The sequence below is a fragment of the Flavobacterium xueshanense genome, assembly GCF_900112975.1.
Taxonomy (GTDB): domain Bacteria; phylum Bacteroidota; class Bacteroidia; order Flavobacteriales; family Flavobacteriaceae; genus Flavobacterium; species Flavobacterium xueshanense.
Window position 1 is genome coordinate 87,932 of sequence record NZ_FONQ01000008.1, and the last position, 19,307, is coordinate 107,238.

Consider the following 19,307-nt stretch of genomic DNA (forward strand, 5'->3'; position numbering starts at 1 on the left):
ATAACCACAAAATTTAGGAGAGATGTTCTTATTTTTTATTCTTTTAGGAAAATAATTTTGATAGACAAAGTTAAACCAAAGGTTCCACTTTTAGGTTTACGGAATAATTAACCTAAACCATATTTAAAACATGAAAAAAATCAAACAATTATTATTTATTGCAGTTCTTGTCCTTTGTTTTGCGCCAAATGCCTTTGCTCAATATCAAGCTCCAGGAAATTTTGGATTCACATCTGTATTAGACGGTGCACCACCTGCACCAGGAGCTTATTATATGGGCTACCTTTCTCATTATAGCGGATCTATAAATGATACAAATGGAAAAACAGTTAGACCAAATGGAACAGATCCAATAAAAGTAAATACAGCATTGGCTATAATCAACAGACAATAAGATTACGCTCCAATGAAAAAAGATCATTGACATCTTGCCAATGGAAACTGATACGCGCGAATTTGCAGCCATCGAAAGTGGCAATTGGTTTTTTCATTGTCATATTTTATATCACATGATGAGCGGAATAGATTGCCCCGAAAAAGTTAGACACTATTTGGGTATTTTTTTATGGAAAGAAAAGTCAAGTATGATCATGCGTTTAAGCTTGAATGCGTAAAATTAGCATTAGAAAAACATTATTCTTGCAATAATGTTTCTATTGAAAAGGGTTTAGAAAGATCAAACCGTCGCAAATGGATTGGATTTTATAAAGAATATTGAGCCATTGGTTTGTTGCTTAGAAAGAGAAAGATACCATCGAGGTATTAGCAAAAAAAATACGAGTTGCTGCCCAACCAAATTTCAATGTGGAAGGCGGAAGCCATACGGAATCTTTCTGCGGTTTTTTCTGCAGAAAAAACGGTCGTTGCCAAAGATAAAATTCCAACAGAGAAACTCTATGCTCGAATAGGTGAGCTGACTTTGGAGAATGACTTTTTAAAAAAAAAGTCTGGGTTAGTATCCATCAGTGAACGAGTGAAAATGGTCGATACCCAAAATAAATTGAGCATTGTCAAACAATGTCGATTATTAGAAATTCATCGCGGCGGTCTTTACTATATAGCAAAACAGGAAAGTTTAGAGAACTTGAAAATAATGCAATTACTAGACCAACAGTATTTGCTAAAATCCTTCAAATATTCCTAATCCGAAAAGAGCAAAATCATATTTTACGGGGTCATGTGCGTCAAGTAATCTTAAACTAGTATCCAATTCTAATAAAGCTTTAGAATCATTTTGTTTTCTGGTTAACAAGCCTAATTTACGAGCTACATTGCCAGAATGAACATCAAGTGGGCATGAAAGCTTGGAAGGGGAAATATTGTTCCAAATTCCTAAGTCTACACCAGTATTATCATTTCTAACGAACCACCTTAAACACATATTGATTCTTTTTGCAACTGAGCCTTTGTATGGGTCAGCTACATGTTTTCGTGTTCTAATTAAATGTGGAATTTCAAAGAAAGCTTCATTAAGAGCATGTATCGCTGGTTGTAAAGAAGTGTCTATTTGATTGTCTGTAAAAATTTGTTGTAAACCACCTTTGTTAGTATATATGTGTTTTAAAGCTTTTATAAAATGAATTAAATCAACTGAATTAAATGTACGGTGAACAAAACCTTCCAATTGTTCCAGTTGATAATCATTATGACTCATAATAAAGTCATAGGGAGAATCACCTAACATATCCATCATACGATGACCATTTTTAGTTATCATCTTTCGATTTCCCCATGCTATTGTTGAAGCTAAAAATCCAGCAATTTCAATATCTTCTTTTAAAGAATAACGATGAGGAACACTTATAGGGTCTGGTTCAATAAAGTCACTCGTGTTATATTGAAGGACTTTTGAATCTAAAAAATCTTTTAACTCCTCTTTACTTAATTCTCTCATTTCGTTGTGAATCCTTTGTATATAGGCAAATATAAGTTAATTCATGGAACAATTTAAGGCTACCTTATTTAACTGCATCAACATTTATCTCCGTTGGATGATTCGCCAAGACAATAAAGGAGTCGATTTAGGAATCTGGAAAAGTATTTCAACAGCTTCATTATCTTGTCCTTTGGACGTACATTCCGGAAATGTGGCACGCAAATTAGGTGTTTTGACCCGAAAAGAAAATGATGGCAAAGCATTATCAGAATTAGATTTAAAACTTCGTGAATTTGATGCAAAGGACTCCGTAAAATACGATTTTGCCTTAATTAGATTAGGGATTTTCGAAGGATTTTAACTTCCCCGAAAGTTAATTTGTTGTTTGTATAATTTTTATTTATATATTTAGGCCTAAAGCTGTTTTAGAATAGTCCCCACTATTTTATTTACAACCAATGCCCTTACAAAAATCGAACTTAAACTGAACAAAAACATGAAAACCTACCTGAATGTTTTGCTGCGAAATAATATTGATATCAACATTATTTTCCGAACTGAATTAATATTTTTTAGTACCTTAAAAAATTTAATAACTAAATTTAATTTTCCCAATAATTCTTTTTATATACTCAAGTTATCCAATGATTTGATTCGGCATTTTGTCAAACATCATTCGCTTTTTTCTTTTCCCAGCTTTCAGCTGTTACTTTATCTAAAAAATAATGGATTTGGAAACAAAGACAAAATTAATGATTACTTCAAAACAAGTCTTTCTTATAACAGTTTATATTAGTTTAAAACAAAAATTATAAGTAGGCCTTCATCGCGATGGATATAATCTTTGTTTAATTACTTTAATAATTTACTGAAATCAACAAGTTTTAAATAACTTCATTAAATAATTAAAAGTCAGAAACTATTGTTGATGGCTTTTCGTAGATATAGATGTTAGGTATTAGACCAATCATTCCTATTTGGCATTCCCAAGTAAAATAAATTAGAGATTCAATCCATGATAAAAAAATTACTTAGAGAAAAACTACAAAACAAAATTGCAGAAGTTATAAATTTTTACCAATTTATTTTAAAGCACTTATCGTTTATATTTTTACCAGAATTAAAATTAATGTTCCATGAGTGATCCCAAAAAAATTGTCTTAGCAGAGGATAATTCTATTTTTTTGTTGTTACTCAAATTTAGATTAGAAAAAGAGGGTTATAAAATCCTGACCGCTGTGGATGGCAAAGAAGCAATTGAATTAATTGAAGAACACAGTCCAGAATTAATTTTGACCGATATTATGATGCCTTTCATCAGCGGATTAGAGGTTATTAGTCATGTAAGAAACAAACTGAACATGCAAACTCCTATCATTGTTTTTTCATCAGCCGGTCAAGAGGAAATAGTCCTGAAAGCATTTGACTTAGGTGCTACTGATTTTATGAGTAAACCTTTAAGCCCCAATGAACTGGTCATTAGAGTAAAAAGATTACTGCCCTAATAGTTTAAATTACCTGATATTATAACATGAATACAAATTACTATTTGATTGATTATTTTAATGAATCGCCATCTATTATTCAAGTAGCATGGAGCATTAGTGGTGTGTTTTTCGTAATTATCACTCCATTGATTCTTTATCTAAAGTTTTTGAGAGGACATTTGAGAAAAAAAGAAAGAGTAACAGCTGAATTTGAGAATGATTTTGAATCGTCTCTTATTAACTATTTGTATTCCGGAAATGAAGAAGAGGAAATCAGTTCAGAGCAGAAAGTAATTATTAATCAATTAAAAGAATGTATTAAAGACCCGTTCAGACGAAAAATTTTAATTGCTGTTTTGTTGAAATTAAAAAATGAAGTTTCAGGGGAAATTGCTGAAGCTATTCAGAAACTGTACTTTCATACGGGTCTTGTCAATTTTGCTTTATCACGATTAAAACATAAAAAATGGTATGTTATTGCTAAAGGAATTCGCGAACTAAAGCAATTTCATGTAAAGGAAGCGCATGATGAAGTTATTGTTCACATCAATCATCCCAGAAGAGAAGTCCGAAAAGAAATGCAATTGTACATGGTCAATTTATTTTATTTTGACGGACTTGATTTTTTAGATGTTTTAGAAACGCAATTATCAGAGTGGGACCAAATTCAATTATTAGAAGTATTGCAGCGATTGGAAAACCAAAATATTTCTAATATCAAATCTTGGTTGAATTCCTCTAATGATTCCGTTATTATTTTTGCTTTAAAACTTGCAAAAATTTACAATCAGTTTGAGGCAAAAGACGAATTGATAAATTTGTTATACCACATTAATAAAAAAATCAGATTAGAAGCTATACATGTATTAAGTTATTTAAATGTCTTAGAAGCCAAAGACATTTTGAAAAATAATATCGAAGGACGAAGCCTGGAGGAACAAATTGCTTTTTTTAAACTGATGGAGGATTTGTATGAACAAACCGATGAGTCTTTTGTAATGAAATACATCCATCACGAAATTTTCGAAATTAAAGTTTCTACTTTAAAAATTTTAAAAGTGCTAAATAGAGAAAGATTCAACCTTCTTAAATTTGAATCTTCTGAGTCTAATTTTTTAAGAATTGTTAATTTCATCGAAAATAATTAAATATGGGAGCAACTACATATCAAATTATTCTTGAGGTAATTCATTATTTATTTTTTATATACAGCATTGCGGCAATCGGATCTTATCTCCTGCTTGCCGCCATTTCTGCTGTGGAGACGGTTGAATACAAACGAAAAAACAGTTTTGTAAATTACAAAGAAATAATGTCCTCAAACATTTCACCTTCTATTTCTATCATCGCACCAGCGTATAATGAAAGTTTGAATATTGTTGAAAACGTGCGTTCCTTATTGTCTAACCACTATGTAAATTATGACGTAATTATAGTAAATGACGGAAGTAAAGATGACAGCTTAGAAAAACTGATTGACGTTTATGATTTGGTACCGGTAAATTATCTCATCAATGAACAAATTCCGACCAAACCCCTCAGAAAAGGAATTTACAAATCAACAAATCCCGCATTTGAAAAACTAATTATCGTTGATAAAGAAAACGGAGGGAAATCTGATGCTTTGAATATGGGACTTAATATAAGCAACAGTAAATATGTAGCTTGTATCGATGTAGATTGTTTATTATTAGAAGATTCTCTTCAAAAAATGATAAAACCATTTCTGGAGATTACTGATAGAAGAGTTATTGCTGCCGGTGGAGTAATCAGAATTTCGAATTCCTGTGTTGTCAAAGACGGTAAATTACATGACGTCAATTTTCCTAAAAAACTATTGGAGCAAGGACAAATTTTAGAATACATTCGTGCTTTTTTATTAGGAAGAATGGCCTGGAGCAGACTCAATGGTTTGTTAGTTATTTCTGGAGCTTTTGGTCTTTTTGATAAAAAAATTGCAATTAGGGTTGGCGGTTACGACACTAAAACTGTAGGAGAAGATATGGAGCTTGTGGTGAGAATGAGAGGCCACATGGAAGAGCTGAAAAAAAAATATAAAGTAGCGTATATTCCTGATCCGTTGTGCTGGACAGAAGCTCCTGATAATTATAAAATATTTATTTCGCAAAGAAACAGATGGACTCGCGGAACTATTGAAACCTTAAGAAGACATCGGAAAATTGGCTTTAATCCAAAATATAAAGCGCTGGGAATGCTGAGTTATCCGTATTGGTTTTTTTTCGAAAGATTGGCACCCGTAATCGAAGTGGTTGGTCTGTTTTATTTTGGAATCCTTATTTTGTTTAATCTAGTACGATGGGATTATTCATTTGCCTTTATCACTTTAGCTTATTTATTTACTGTTTTCTTTTCGCTGATAGCCTTAGTTACTGAAGAATTAACCTATCATCAGTATAAAAAGAAAGGAACGGGTTTTCGCTTATTACGGATCGCTTTTTTAGAACCAATCGTTACTCATCCCTTTATTTTATATGCTGCAATTCGAGGAAATATAGATTACTATTTTAACAAAAAGAAGAAATGGGGAGAAATGACCCGAAAAGGAATGACGAAAGGATAAAACAATAAACCACAGATTAATGAAAGTGAAATTTACTTATAAAGACATTTTAGAATACCTATATGCAACGGTTTCGTTAATCCTTATTTTTTGTCTGTTAAGTTTTATTGAAGTATTCAAAAATTTTGATAAACTGTCATTCGCGTATAAAATATTAAATGATTTTTTCACCGGAATATTAATTGGTTTATTGTTTTTTCCGTTGTATTTAGTATTAAAATACATTAAAAATTCTGTGGCAATAATTGTTATCAAAATACTATTCTCTGTTATTGCACTCATTCAACTTGGACTAATAGGATACAGCATGACGACTCATATTAATCTTGGTGCAGATCTCTTAGGGTATTCATTGAGTGATATGTACACTACTGTTACTGCATCTTTGTCCATTTCATTCCTTCTGTTTTTACCTTTGATAGCTTTGCCTGTTATTTATTTGGCACTGAACTGGTTGTTGCATTTTTTTGGACATAAAATCAACTCTAAAATTTTACTTGCAGCTGTATTCGTTTTTGGAAGTTTAAATTTAATACTTGCCGGAAGCAGTAAACCTGCTACTCAAAACAAATTGAATTTCTTGTTGAGTGACATCATTCGTGCTGAAAATGATAAATCTTTGGCTTCTCAGGGCAATACCACTTTTAAAAAAGAATACCCTTTAGAACAATCCTCAGAAAACATTAAAGATGTTCTGGCTCCATTTTTCAACATCAGCAAAGAGAAACCAAATGTTGTTTTTATAATTGTCGAAGGACTTGGTAGTGATTTTACGGATGATGGTGACTACAAAGGTTTCACGCCTTACCTGGATTCGTTGACATCGAAATCCCTTTATTGGGAGAATTTCGTAAGTACTGCTGGTAGAACATTTGGCGCACTGCCCTCGTTATTAGGTTCGTTGCCTTTTGGCGAAAATGGCTTTATGGAATTGAATCCGTTACCCAAACACAATTCACTTATCAGTATACTGAAATCAAACGGGTACACTACCAATTATTTTTGTGGTGATGAATCCAGTTTTGACAGAAAAAGTAATTTCTTAGAATACAATGGTATCGATAAAATAATAGATATTAATAAATTTGGCCCTGGATACGTTAAAACAAAAGAAAATGCCGGTGGATTTTCATGGGGTTATCCCGATGCTGAAATATATCGTAAAGCATTAACTGAGTTACAAGATAACAAGCAACCCAGGCTGGATATTATAATGACCCTTACCAATCACGAACCATTTGATTTCCCTTCGAAAAAAGTGTACTTAGAAAAAGTGGAACACATTTTAAAAACCAAATCATATTTTGAAAGAAACAAACTAAATGAATACAAAGACATATTTGCCTGTTTGTTGTACACGGATAATTCTATCCAAAATTTCATGGAAGCCTATGCTAAAAGACCTGATTATGTAAATACCATTTTTATAATTACAGGTGATCATAGGCTAATTCCGGTGCCGCTAAAAGATAATTTATCGCGTTTTCATGTTCCTTTTTACATTTATAGCCCCATGCTGAAGAAAACGGCAAAATTCAAATCTATTTCTTCACACAGTGATGTAACGCCAAGTTTAGTTTCTTTCTTAACCAATAATTACAAATTCAATGTATCAGAAAAAACAACCTGGCTTGGTCAGGGACTTGACACTGTGAGACAATTTAGAAATATTCACAATATTCCGTTGATGCGATACAAAGGAAGCATCAATGATTATATTTATAAAGATTATTTCTATTCTGATGGGAATTTGTTTAAAATTGATGAAAATTTCAATCTGAGTGAAACGGACAACGATATGACGGAAACGGTAAGTAGTTCTTTCACAGATTTTAAAAAATTAAATGCCTATTTGACTACAAAAAACAAAATCACCAACGCTGCTTCAAGCTTTATGAAACCTACATATACGTTTACTGCTGAAGAATTTTCGACCATTAAGAAATTAACAAAAGGATTGGATCACGACCACATATTCTTTTTAGCAAGAGATTTAGCATTCAAAAAAGAGCGCGAAAAAGCACTATTATTATGCAATTATATTCTGAATGACCTTCCTAATTATGGCGACGTCAGAACTCTGAAAGGGCGAATATTAGCTTGGGATGGCGATTATAAAAATGCGGAAAAAGAATTATTGGAAGTAATCAACAGAACCCCTTTTTTTGGTGATTCCTATTTAGCGCTGATTGATGTGTATTGGTGGTCAAACCAAAATAAAAAAGCAGTGGCTATTGGCAAACAAGCATTAGACAATCAAATAAATGATGCCGAATTGGGTTATAAATTGGCTCAAGCATACCAAAGAACGAACAACCTTGTCAAATCTAATAAGATTATTGATAGTATCATTAAAAAATATCCCAAAAACAATGACTACCTAAATTTTAAAAAATCTTTAAAATAAATTTAAATTATGCGATATATTAATACGTTAAATATCAGAAATTAACTTTATGTAATTATCTGCAACTAAATAAAAAATAATAACAAGAAATGATAAAAAAATAAAAAACGTCAATAGCATTTACAAAAAATTTATTTGTTGTTGTCGCAATTACAAAAACCAGCAGAAATACAGAAATTGAAATTTGTAAATATATCCCTTAAGGGGAAAACAAAATTATTGTTGAATTTGGCATGGGACATGGAAATATTACAAGAGAAATTCTAAATAATATCTCTTGCACTTCAAAAGTATTTGCTTTTGAAGTTAACAAAGATTTTTGTAAACAAGTGGAAAGTGAAATATCGGATAGCAGATTAGTAATAATTAATGATGGCGCCGAAAACATAAAAAAGCACATCAATGAAAATATTGATTCTGTGATTGGATCAATAACTTTTTCCTTTTTTTCAAAAGAAAAGGGAATGGGAATGGGAATAATTCAGGATTCGTACGATAAATTAGTGGATAACGCGTATTTTAGTCAGGTTTTATAAATAAAGTTTAATTTTAAAAAATTTGAACAAATCTTTAATTAGTGTTCCATAAAGTCCATAAAAAACACTCCCACAGAATATATTTTTCATTGCAAAAAAGAATGTAATTAACATTTTTATAAAAAAAGGAAATAGGAATAAAATTAAAGAAACTATCTTGGCAAACAAGTTTAAAATATATCAAAAAACACAATCTTACTTTTAAAATAAATATGGGAAATAATTACAAAATTAAGTCAACACTCTTATTCTTATATCTTTGGTTATGCATTGGATTCCCTTTGGGTTTGTGGATATTATTAGCAGGACCGTCAAAATGGATGGCCGAATATGCGCGTTCAACAGATATGGAAGTCTCCAAAGAAAATATTTTAGGAAAACTGATTATCATCGTTTATGTAATTGTTGCTTTTTTACTGGCACTTTTCTTTAAAAGAATAATAAAAAAATCAGAAAACAAAGCTGTTAAATTGTTTATCCCGGGAATATTAACGTTGATTCTTATAACTTCAGTCTACATTTTTAGTTTTAACCCTCAATGGCTCATAAGCTATTCTGGAGAAACTGCAACAAAAAATTTAAAAACCCGAGAAGATCAATATAAACAGCTGGAATTTGTTTATGGTTCCTATCCAAATGAAGAAATGATAAAATCCCTCAAGGAAAAAGGATACGACGGAATAATAACATTGCTGCATGAAATGGTAATTCCAGCAGAACCTGCTTTGCTTAAAGACGAAAATGAACTTGCTAAAAAATACGGTATCAAGTTAATTAATATGCCGATGATGCCTTGGATTTCGGAAAATGGGAAAATTCTGCAAGATGCGAAGAAGTTTATTGAAAAGGAGAAAGGACTTTATTATGTACATTGCTATCTGGGGCGCGACAGGGTAAATATTTTTAAATCAGCCGCAAAAAAATTCGGTGTTAAAACCAGTTCAAAAGAAAGAACGAAAATTCGCAAAATAGAAGACCTGCCTACTTGGACCAGGGGGAATTATTTTAAATTGGAAGAAGGAGTTTATTTAACGCCATACCCGACTGATGATGAATACACCATGTTTGTTCTAAACGACTATTTCAAAACTGTGATTTCGCTGCTTGACAATAATGTACCAGACAACCAACCATGGATTACCAAAGAAGAAAAGCTTCTTTCAGATCACGCAACGAATTACGTGCATTATCCATTTACTCAAACTATTAATCAAAAGGATTTGGAGGCGTTAAAAAAATTGATTAATTCAAAGGAAAAACCAATGCTTTTACATGGATTCCTGACAAATGATGAGATGTCAAAATTTATTATCAGTAATTATTAAAAAGAGTTTGCGTCATAGTACGACACATCCTGAAAACAGCGAATACTCAAATTTTAAAAAATCCTTAAAAAAATGATGGCGAAAATAATTATAAAACTAACTTTTATGGTCGTATTATTTGGCAGCTTTCAAGTGTCCGGACAAGAAATTAAATTTGATGGTGATCCGGATGCTTCTTTCGAAAATGCCCGTAATCTCGCCTTCAACCTTAAACGGAAACAAGCGCAGGATACCTTATTATTTATCCTGACAAAATATCCTGATTACCATGATGTAAGATCATTTTTGGCAACGACATACTCTTGGGACGGTGAATATAAAAAAGCCAGAAAAGAATTTAATTATGTTCTGGAGAAAGACAAAGAAAATAAAACTATTTGGATGGCAGCCATAAAAAATGAATTGTGGGGTGACTTGCCGTATGCAGCAATAGAAATGACAAATAACGCGTTAAAAACATTCCCTAATGACTCCGAGTTATTGTTATTGAAAGCAAGTGCGGAAGAAAATACAAATAATCCATTAGAAGCATTAAGCACGATTCAATTAGTGTTGGATCAAAATCCTGACGACCAGAAAGCCAAAGATTATAAAGCGACTTTAAACAATGGCTTGAGCCGAAATGCGATTGGAATAACCTCTTCGGTAGATATTTATTCCGATGTTTTTGATCCAATGCAGTACTATGCGTTGACGTACAGGCGACAAACAAAATATGGAAGTATTATAGGAAGAGTAAATTTCAATAGGAGATTCAACGAAAATGGATTGCAATATGAAGTGGATTTGTACCCAAAAATTGCAAAAGGACTGTACGCCTATGTAAATGTTGGTATTGCTAATACTTTTCTGTTTCCTGACATAAAATATGGTGCTGAATTATTCAAATCATTGCCTAAAAGCTTCGAAGTTTCATTGGGATTCCGAACCTTAAAGTATAGTACTACCACCAATATCTACACGGGATCAATAGGCTGGTACACCGGAAATAGTTATTTATCGTTTCGTCCCTATTTTACTCCAGGAGAAACAGGAATTAGCAAATCCGGGACTTTAACCTATCGAAAATACCGAAGTGATGCTGATAATTATTTAGGTGTAGCTGTCAGTGTGGGTTTTTCACCGGAAATTAATCAATTCAATATCAATGAAAATGCATCCAAATTTGTTGATTTAGAATCTCAGAGAATCAATCTGGGCTATTATTTTACCTCTGCAAATAAACAGAACGCCTGGGGTGCACAATTTGCGGTTTCACACCAAGAAATAATATTTGACCAAGGGAATTTCTTTTGGATTTATTCCTTAGCTGTTTCGTGGGATTTAAAATTTAAATAAAATAGTGCAAAACAAATTGCTCGTTCCTTGAATAGAGTAGATTTTATAGTTTTACTTTCAAAAAGACTATCTTTGCAAAAAATTTAAGCAAATGACTACTTTTGAGCAATTCAACCTTCCTAAATCCGTACAAAAAGCGATTGACGATTTAGGATTTACAACACCCACTCCTATTCAAGAAAAAACCTTTTCTGTGATAATGTCCGGAAGAGATATGATGGGAATCGCTCAAACGGGTACCGGTAAAACATTTGCTTACCTATTGCCTTTATTAAAATTATATAAATTCACACCCGGACATACTCCAAAAATAGTTATTCTGGTTCCTACTCGCGAACTTGTAGTTCAAGTAGTTGAGGAAGTAGAAAAACTGACAAAATACATGTCGGTTCGAACTATTGGGATTTTTGGTGGTGTCAATATTAATACTCAAAAAACGACTGTTTATCAAGGTTGCGACATACTGGTGGGAACTCCGGGAAGAATCATGGACTTAACGCTGGACAATGTAATTCGTTTTGAAGAAATGCAAAAGCTGGTCATCGATGAGTTTGATGAAATGCTTAATTTAGGATTTCGTACCCAACTAACAGCTATCTTAGCGATGATGCCTAAAAAACGTCAAAACATCCTTTTTTCCGCTACAATGACCGATGAAGTAGATGCAATTTTGAATGATTATTTTGATTATCCAGAAGAAGTTACACTTTCGGCATCAGGAACTCCATTGGAAAATATCAAACAATTATCCTACAAGGTTCCTAATTTCAATACCAAAATAAACCTTCTAAAACACTTGTTGCAAAGCAACGAAGACATGAGTCGTGTTCTGGTATTTGTCAATAATAAAAAGATTTCGGATATGGTTCTCGAACGAATCGAGGAAGATTTTGATAGTCAGTTTGGAGTAATTCACTCTAATAAATCACAAAATTATCGTTTGAGCACGATGGCTTCCTTTCAAGAAGGAAATTTACGTGGTCTGATTACTACTGATATTATGGCCAGAGGTTTAGACATTTCGAATATTACCCACGTTATCAATTTCGAAATGCCCGAAATGCCTGAACTGTATATGCACAGAATTGGTAGAACTGGTCGTGCTGATGCTTCAGGAATCGCCATAAGTTTTATCGCGCCACGTGAGGAAGAATTTAAAGTGGAGGTTGAAGTACTTATGAATATGGAATTGGCGATTGAGCCTTTCCCGGAAAGCGTTGAAGTTTCATCCAAATTAATCGAGCCTGAAAAAGACAGACAACCGATTAAGTTTATGATGAAAAAACAGAAACTTGACGGAGATGGTGCTTTTCAAGAGAAAAGTAAAAAGAATAAGAAAGTCAATTTGGGAGGACCTGGTGTTACCAAGAAAAAAACACACGGTTCTGTAAACAGAAACATGCTAAAAACCAGAGACAAAAAGAGAAAAGACAAGAACAAATAACGATCAGTATTCCGTTTTTAGTATTCCGTTTCTTTGTCCTCATTTTTTTCTGAACTTGGAAGACAAAAAACAAAAAGTAAATAAGGGTTGGAAAATAAAAATTATTTTTCAACCCTTTTTCTGTAAATTTTATTGAATATTTAAGTTTAATTCTTTGTAAAAACCAAACAAACCGGAGAACACAACGCAATCTTTTTACCAGTATCAATAAGCAAACCCGTCTTTTTATTTCTCTTAAAAATTACAACATCATTTGTAAATTGATGTGCTACCAAAAGAAAATTTCCGCTTGGATCAATGGCAAAATTTCTAGGTCCTTTTCCTAAAGTGCTGGTTTGTCCATTCAATTGTAATTTTCCGTTTTTTAGAATTTTAAAAATTGTAATATTATTGGCTTCCCCGCGATTAGAAGCATATAAAAACTTTCCGTCCGGCGAAATATGGATATCCGCAGCACTAAAATTCCCTTTGAAGTCTTTTGATAGAATCGTGGTTTCATCAATCTTTTTTAATGTTCCGTTTGAGTAACTAAATACGGTTAAAGCTCCGTCAAGTTCTTGTAATAGATAAACAAATTTCCCGTCTTTACTGAACGTCAAATGTCTTGGTCCACTTCCAGATTTCACTGAAATGCTATCTTTTATTTCTAAAACAGTACTTGTAGCATTAGGATTGTAAGCATACGAATACACTTTGTCATTACCTAAATCACTGGACAAAACAAACTTTTTATCTGGAGAAAAACCAACCATGTGCGCATGAGGACCTTTTTGTCTTTGCGCATTAGTCCCTTTTCCATAATGTTGTACAAGTTGCTTTGCTTCAGCAAGACTTCCGTCGTTATTTTTACTAAAAACGGAGATATTCCCGCCAGAATAGTTTGCAACAATTACATTTTTGTCATCGTTTATAATGTAACAAGGATTAGCACCTTTTGAACTTTGTTTGTTAATTAAGTTTAATTTTCCACTCGATGGATTGTAATTAAAAGAACTTACGGTACTTTCAGCCCCAAATTCATTCACGGAATAAACAAAATTATTATCTTTTGAAACCGCCATATAGCTTGGATTTATAACCTTTTCAGTCGCATTTTTAAAACTGAAATCACCTGTCTTTGAATCAAATTCATACACATAAATTCCTTTACTATCGCAGCTTTGGGTATAGGTTCCAATCAGTAGATTGAATTTATTTTTTTGTGCTTGAACACTTGTAAAAATGAAAATTAATAGAACAACAGCAAATGGTTTTTTCATGTTTTTAAATTTTATTGTAAAGCTAAAATACACATTATATTCAGAAAGAATTTCAATTGTTTATTCCTTTTAAAAATTATAACAACTTCATCTAAAACTGTCAACAAATTTGTATTTTTGACTCACGAAATTCAATGAATTCCATTGAAAACGAAATCCAGTGAAGTAAACTCAAGCTCAGAATGCATTTTAAACATCCCGAAATTTTCTACTTTCTGTTCTTGTTGATTGTTCCAATTTTGGTTCATTTATTTCAATTACGCCGTTTCAAAAAAGAATATTTCACTAATGTTCGTTTCTTAAAAGCACTTTCCATTCAAACCAGAAAAAGTTCTAAAATCAAGAAATGGCTACTTCTCGCCTGCCGATTATTACTGCTAACATTTATCATCACAGCATTTGCACAACCTTTTTTTGAGTCAAAAGACAGCAAAAACGCCAGTAATGAACTGTACATTATTTTGGACAATTCTTTTAGCATGCAAGCCAAAGGTAAAAAAGGCGAATTGCTAAAAAGAGCCGTTCAGGAACTACTCGAAGAAACTCCGGAAAATGTGAATTTCTCATTGCTCACCAATTCCGAAAATTATTGGAACACAGATATTAAGTCGGTTCGTAGTGCTTTGCAAAATCTAAAATATAGCGCTACTCCTTTTCAATTAGACAATATGTTAGCAAAGTTAAAAGCGCATAAATCAGCTTTTAAAAAGGATATCATTGTCATTACTGATGCTGTAGGTCTGAATGAAAAACAACTGAAAAATAGTGATGCAACTTATTCTCCTTTATTTATAATCCCAAAAGCAGAGCAAAAAAACAACGTTTCTATTGATAGTGTTTTCATCAATAAAACATTAGACAATTTTTATGAAATCAGTGTCCAAATTTCCGGTTTTGGAGATGATTTCAACCCGATTCCAATTTCTTTATACAATGAAAACAAGCTTATTGCAAAGACAATAGTACCATTGAACAGCAAGAAAAAAAATCTGAATTTTACGATTCCAAAACAAGCTTTTCATGGCTATTTTTCCATAGTTGACAATGGATTATCTTATGACAATACGTTGTTTTTTAGTATTTCTAAAACTAACAAAACCAACATAATCAGCATTGGAGAACCGACAAAAAGCAATTTCCTTTCCCGAATTTACACCAGTGAAGAATTTAATTTTAACAATTATACTTTAAGCGCGTTAGATTACAATAAGTTGGAAGAACAAGATGCGATTGTTTTAAATGAATTGGATGAAATTCCGCAAGCTTTGGCTACCACTTTGAAATCTTTTGTAGAAAAAGGCGCTAATTTAATTGTAATTCCTTCGACAATAAGTTCAACCACTACTATGAATTCTTTTGTATCGAATTTTGGGAATCTTAAATTTAATTCTTTAGAAAATAGAGAAAAGCTGATAACTAAAATTAACTTCAATCATCCTATATTCACAGGTGTTTTTGAAAATAAAGTGAGTAATTTCCAATATCCAAAGACAAAAAGTTCGTTTTTATTATCCAGTTCCAGTCCTGCGGCTTTGTCTTATGAAGACCAAAGTATTTTTTTGACTTCGATAGCAAATTCGGTTTCAGCTGTTGCTGTTTTTGCAGCTCCTATCAACATCGAAAATTCAAATTTCCAGCAATCTCCATTAATTGTGCCTACATTTTACAAGATGGCGATGAACAATCAAAACAACGGTGTAAATGCTTTGATAATAGGTAATAACAACCCGCATTTGACAGAGGCATCATTAAACAAAGACGCTATTTTAACTGTAAAAGGTTTGGACGAACAATTTATTCCTATCCAACAAATTCTGAATAATAAAGTCAAAATGACTTTCAATGATTATCCGGAACAATCCGGAAATTATAGCATTTACAATAAAAAAGAATGGATTGAAAACATCAGTTTCAATTACAGCAGAACTGAAAGTGATTTGGCTTCAGCCAATGAAAATATTCTTTCGAAATATAAAACAATCGAATCAATTTCATCGCTATTTGACACTTTACAAACTGACAGAACTGATAATCAAATTTGGAAATGGTTTGTTATCTTTGCGCTGTTATTTCTAATAACCGAAATGGCAATTATACGATTCGTAAAGTAATTAACGAAGGTCCAATAATTAAAAAATTAATATGAAATGAGCATGACCATCAATTGGTCGTAAGAGTTAATACAGCTCTGCGAATTTCATCTTCCATCAAAAAAACAAATATTATCTATATATGAAATTAATTATCAGAGGCGCCAAAATTATCGATTCGAAAAGTCCCTTTCATAACAAGACTCTAGATATTTTAATTGTTGATGGTTTTATAAAAAAAATTGGAACTTCGATTCCAAATCCAGATAAAGCAGACGAAATACAACTTGACAATCTTCATGTATCACAAGGATGGTTTGACAGTAGCGTTTCGCTTGGAGAACCTGGTTTTGAAGATAGAGAAACCATTTCGAACGGACTTAATGTAGCTGCCAAAAGCGGTTTTACAGCAATCGCATTACAGCCCAACTCCTTCCCTGTTATTGACAATCAATCCCAAGTGAATTTTGTTTTAAATAAAGCACAAGGATTTGCAACACAACTCTATCCTATTGGCGCTTTGAGCAAAGAAAGTGCAGGAAAAGACATGGCTGAATTGTATGATATGAAAAAAGCTGGAGCAGTTGCCTTTGGAGATTATAATAAAAGTTTAGACAATGCTAATTTGCTAAAAATTGCCTTACAATACGTTCAGGATTTTGATGGATTACTCATCGCTTTTTCACAAGACGAAAATATTAAAGGAAACGGAGTGGCGAATGAAGGCATTGTTTCTACCCGATTGGGACTGAAAGGAATTCCAAATCTTGTTGAAGAATTACAAATTGCCAGAAATTTATTTTTGTTAGAATATACCGGCGGAAAACTACACATTCCAACAATTTCGGCTAAAAAATCAGTTCAATTAATCAAAGACGCCAAAGCCAATGGACTTAATGTAACGTGCAGCGTTGCAGTGCATCATTTGGTTTTAACCGATGAAAAACTGGAAGGTTTTGACACCCGCTATAAAGTTTCGCCGCCACTTAGAACTGAAACTGATAGAAAAGCATTGTTGAAAGGAATAAAAGACGGTACGATCGATATGATTACATCCGACCATAATCCGATAGATATTGAACACAAGAAAATGGAATTTGATTGTGCGAAAAATGGAACAATTGGATTGGAAAGTGCTTTTGGTGCTTTGATGACAGTCTTACCTTTAGAAATCGTAATAGATAAATTGACATCCGGAAAAACAACTTTTGGTATCGAAACAGAAAAGATTAGTGAAGGGTCTAAAGCAAATATTACCTTGTTTAATCCGGAACCAAAAAGCATTTTTACAAAATCATCCATTTTATCAAAATCAAAAAACTCCGCATTTCTGCAAACAGAAATGAAAGGAAAAGTTTATGGTATTATCAATCAAGGAAAATTAATTTTATCAGAAAAAAAATGAATAATGATAATAATAACAATTCAGAGTCAGGAAAGACCGCTGCCATAACCAGTTATATTTTAGGAATTGGTGTTTTCATAGCGATGTCCATGAACTCCGAAGACAAAAATGCGTTTGCTTCTTTTCACATTCGCCAGGGACTTGGACTCACGTTAACTTTTATATCATTGGGATTAATCATTAGCAATTTTGACAGCTTAATGATTTCGGCTCCAATGTGGATTTTCGTATTTGTTTTGTGGTCTTATGGAATTACTACTGCTATAAAAGGCGAAACAAAACCAGTTCCATTACTAGGAACTTATTATCAAAAATGGTTATCAAACATATCATAATTACAATGAACTTATCCTTAGAATACAAAATACGAGAACCTAAAATAAAATTAGACAAAAATCCGCTTATCCTTTTATTGCACGGATACGGCAGCAATGAAGATGATTTATTTTCATTTGCTACTGAACTCCCGGAAGAATATTATATTATTTCGGCACGTGCGCCTTATGATATGCAATACGGTGCTTTTGCTTGGTACGCAATCAACTTTGATGCGGATGAAAACAAATTTTCTGACCAAGAACAAGCCAAAGTTTCAAGGGATTTAATCGCTGGATTTATTGATGAGCTAATTGTTAATTATCCAATTAATGAGAAACAAATTGCTTTAGTTGGCTTCAGCCAAGGCGCCATCCTAAGTTATGCTGTGGCACTTTCATACCCAGAAAAAGTTCAGAAAGTAGTAGCTATGAGTGGTTATTTGAATTTAGAGATTATGGCTGATGATTATCTTAAAAATAGTTTTACAAACTTGAAAATATTTGCTTCACACGGAACTGTAGATCAAGTAATCCCAGTGGAATGGGCCAGGAAAACACCTGCAATAGTAGAAAATTTAGGAATAAATATCAAGTACAAAGAATATCCTGTGGGTCATGGAGTAGCTCCACAAAATTTTTATGACTTTAAAAATTGGCTTCAGGAAAAATAGTATTCAGAAATCTGTCGCAGTTTTCAATACTGACAATTTCTGAAAGCTGCAACTGAATATTTATTTTTGATATAATAAGGATTGATTTACTTCAAATGAAATACTGTCATCTGCATTTACAAAATATTTTAATAAAACCTCACCCCAAATTTCGCCGTCACTAAAGTCAGCAATAATCCATCTGTGATTTAGGATTCTTACCTTGTTGATAATAAATTTATTGGCACCAATTTGATCTTGACCAGTGTAAGGATTTCCTTTTGGGTTGGAATTAAAATCTAATAATTTTTCAGTAACGTAAGGAATTAATTTTTCGTATTGAATTGTTTTTTCAGAACGTGCAGAATCAAAGTAGTTTTGCGCATTTTCATTTTTTTCCAAAGAAAAATAGTTGGCATCCGCTAATTTATTAGTAACCGAGGCTAAACTGTCCTTCAACTTTGTGGTTGTTTTTTTGTACCTATTTTGTTCAAAAGCTACTTCTTTGCTCAAAAACATATACGTAAAAATTAAAGAAAGAACAGCTAGAATAGTGAGATAAAGGAATAATGATCGTTGCATTTTTAATAAA

18 protein-coding genes and 2 pseudogenes are annotated in these 19,307 nt (G+C 32.5%); 17 read left to right on the plus strand and 3 right to left on the minus strand.

All coding sequences use genetic code 11. From position 1 onward, the window contains the following. Positions 1-130 precede the first annotated feature (130 nt). The 4 genes and pseudogenes from BMZ76_RS16130 (at position 131) to BMZ76_RS09255 (ending at position 1,144) form a co-directional block, all read left to right on the plus strand. The gene (locus BMZ76_RS16130; RefSeq protein ID WP_244281778.1) at positions 131-394 is read left to right on the plus strand and encodes a transporter family protein; all 264 of its coding nucleotides are present in this window, start codon (positions 131-133) and stop codon (positions 392-394) included. A 16-nt stretch (positions 395-410) separates the two neighbouring features. Further along, positions 411-524, plus strand: a pseudogene (locus BMZ76_RS16455) (multicopper oxidase domain-containing protein); the annotation flags it as partial. Positions 525-565: 41 nt separating this feature from the next. Next, positions 566-718 (plus strand): transposase, encoded by a 153-nt coding sequence (locus BMZ76_RS16460; RefSeq protein ID WP_396230402.1) that lies wholly within the window; start codon positions 566-568, stop codon positions 716-718. A gap of 84 nt (positions 719-802) precedes the next feature. Then, on the plus strand, positions 803-1,144 hold the full coding sequence (locus BMZ76_RS09255; protein ID WP_091205233.1) for a hypothetical protein: 342 nt from the start codon (positions 803-805) through the stop codon (positions 1,142-1,144). On the opposite strand, the gene BMZ76_RS09260 is transcribed toward BMZ76_RS09255, so the two are convergent. Then, positions 1,121-1,894 (minus strand): TIGR02757 family protein, encoded by a 774-nt coding sequence (locus tag BMZ76_RS09260; RefSeq protein ID WP_091205237.1) that lies wholly within the window; start codon positions 1,892-1,894, stop codon positions 1,121-1,123. The genes BMZ76_RS09255 and BMZ76_RS09260 overlap by 24 nt on opposite strands. A gap of 76 nt (positions 1,895-1,970) precedes the next feature. Here BMZ76_RS09260 and BMZ76_RS09265 point away from each other — a divergent pair. The 9 genes and pseudogenes from BMZ76_RS09265 to BMZ76_RS09310 all read left to right on the plus strand — a co-directional run. After that, a pseudogene (locus BMZ76_RS09265) lies at positions 1,971-2,237 on the plus strand (DUF2400 family protein); the annotation flags it as partial. Between the two features lie 775 nt (positions 2,238-3,012). Continuing rightward, entirely contained in the window at positions 3,013-3,381 is a 369-nt protein-coding gene (locus BMZ76_RS09275; protein WP_091205240.1) for a response regulator transcription factor, read from the plus strand. 26 nt (positions 3,382-3,407) lie between these two features. Next, complete coding sequence (locus BMZ76_RS09280; RefSeq protein ID WP_091205242.1) at positions 3,408-4,511, plus strand: hypothetical protein; 1,104 nt, start codon at positions 3,408-3,410, stop codon at positions 4,509-4,511. A gap of 2 nt (positions 4,512-4,513) precedes the next feature. Continuing rightward, a complete protein-coding gene (locus BMZ76_RS09285) occupies positions 4,514-5,944 on the plus strand; it encodes a glycosyltransferase family 2 protein (RefSeq protein ID WP_091205244.1) in 1,431 nt (476 codons plus the stop codon). A 19-nt stretch (positions 5,945-5,963) separates the two neighbouring features. Then, positions 5,964-8,351 carry an LTA synthase family protein gene (locus BMZ76_RS09290; RefSeq protein WP_091205246.1) on the plus strand — a complete coding sequence of 796 codons (2,388 nt, stop codon included), beginning with the start codon at positions 5,964-5,966 and terminating at the stop codon, positions 8,349-8,351. A 233-nt stretch (positions 8,352-8,584) separates the two neighbouring features. Then, complete coding sequence (locus BMZ76_RS09295) at positions 8,585-8,887, plus strand: hypothetical protein (protein ID WP_091205248.1); 303 nt, start codon at positions 8,585-8,587, stop codon at positions 8,885-8,887. 212 nt (positions 8,888-9,099) lie between these two features. Continuing rightward, on the plus strand, positions 9,100-10,212 hold the full coding sequence (locus BMZ76_RS09300; protein WP_143071072.1) for a protein-tyrosine phosphatase family protein: 1,113 nt from the start codon (positions 9,100-9,102) through the stop codon (positions 10,210-10,212). Positions 10,213-10,284: 72 nt separating this feature from the next. Next, on the plus strand, positions 10,285-11,550 hold the full coding sequence (locus BMZ76_RS09305) for a YaiO family outer membrane beta-barrel protein (protein ID WP_091205252.1): 1,266 nt from the start codon (positions 10,285-10,287) through the stop codon (positions 11,548-11,550). 91 nt (positions 11,551-11,641) lie between these two features. After that, entirely contained in the window at positions 11,642-12,994 is a 1,353-nt protein-coding gene (locus BMZ76_RS09310) for a DEAD/DEAH box helicase (RefSeq protein ID WP_091205254.1), read from the plus strand. Positions 12,995-13,140: 146 nt separating this feature from the next. Here the strand turns inward: BMZ76_RS09310 and BMZ76_RS09315 are convergent, their stop codons facing one another. Continuing rightward, a complete protein-coding gene (locus BMZ76_RS09315; protein WP_091205256.1) occupies positions 13,141-14,253 on the minus strand; it encodes a lactonase family protein in 1,113 nt (370 codons plus the stop codon). A 182-nt stretch (positions 14,254-14,435) separates the two neighbouring features. Between BMZ76_RS09315 and BMZ76_RS09320 the strand changes: the two genes are divergently transcribed. From BMZ76_RS09320 to BMZ76_RS09335, 4 genes are all read left to right on the plus strand, one after another. Continuing rightward, complete coding sequence (locus BMZ76_RS09320) at positions 14,436-16,364, plus strand: BatA domain-containing protein (RefSeq protein WP_091205258.1); 1,929 nt, start codon at positions 14,436-14,438, stop codon at positions 16,362-16,364. A gap of 121 nt (positions 16,365-16,485) precedes the next feature. After that, positions 16,486-17,748, plus strand: coding sequence for a dihydroorotase (locus BMZ76_RS09325; protein ID WP_091205260.1), 1,263 nt, complete (start codon positions 16,486-16,488; stop codon positions 17,746-17,748). Then, a complete protein-coding gene (locus BMZ76_RS09330; RefSeq protein WP_091205262.1) occupies positions 17,745-18,083 on the plus strand; it encodes a hypothetical protein in 339 nt (112 codons plus the stop codon). The genes BMZ76_RS09325 and BMZ76_RS09330 overlap by 4 nt, the downstream gene beginning before the upstream one ends. Before the next feature lie 5 nt (positions 18,084-18,088). After that, on the plus strand, positions 18,089-18,736 hold the full coding sequence (locus BMZ76_RS09335; protein WP_091205433.1) for an alpha/beta hydrolase: 648 nt from the start codon (positions 18,089-18,091) through the stop codon (positions 18,734-18,736). 60 nt (positions 18,737-18,796) lie between these two features. Here BMZ76_RS09335 and BMZ76_RS09340 read toward each other — a convergent pair whose 3' ends face one another. Beyond that, on the minus strand, positions 18,797-19,297 hold the full coding sequence (locus BMZ76_RS09340; RefSeq protein ID WP_091205264.1) for a hypothetical protein: 501 nt from the start codon (positions 19,295-19,297) through the stop codon (positions 18,797-18,799). Between the last annotated feature and the right edge of the window lie 10 nt (positions 19,298-19,307).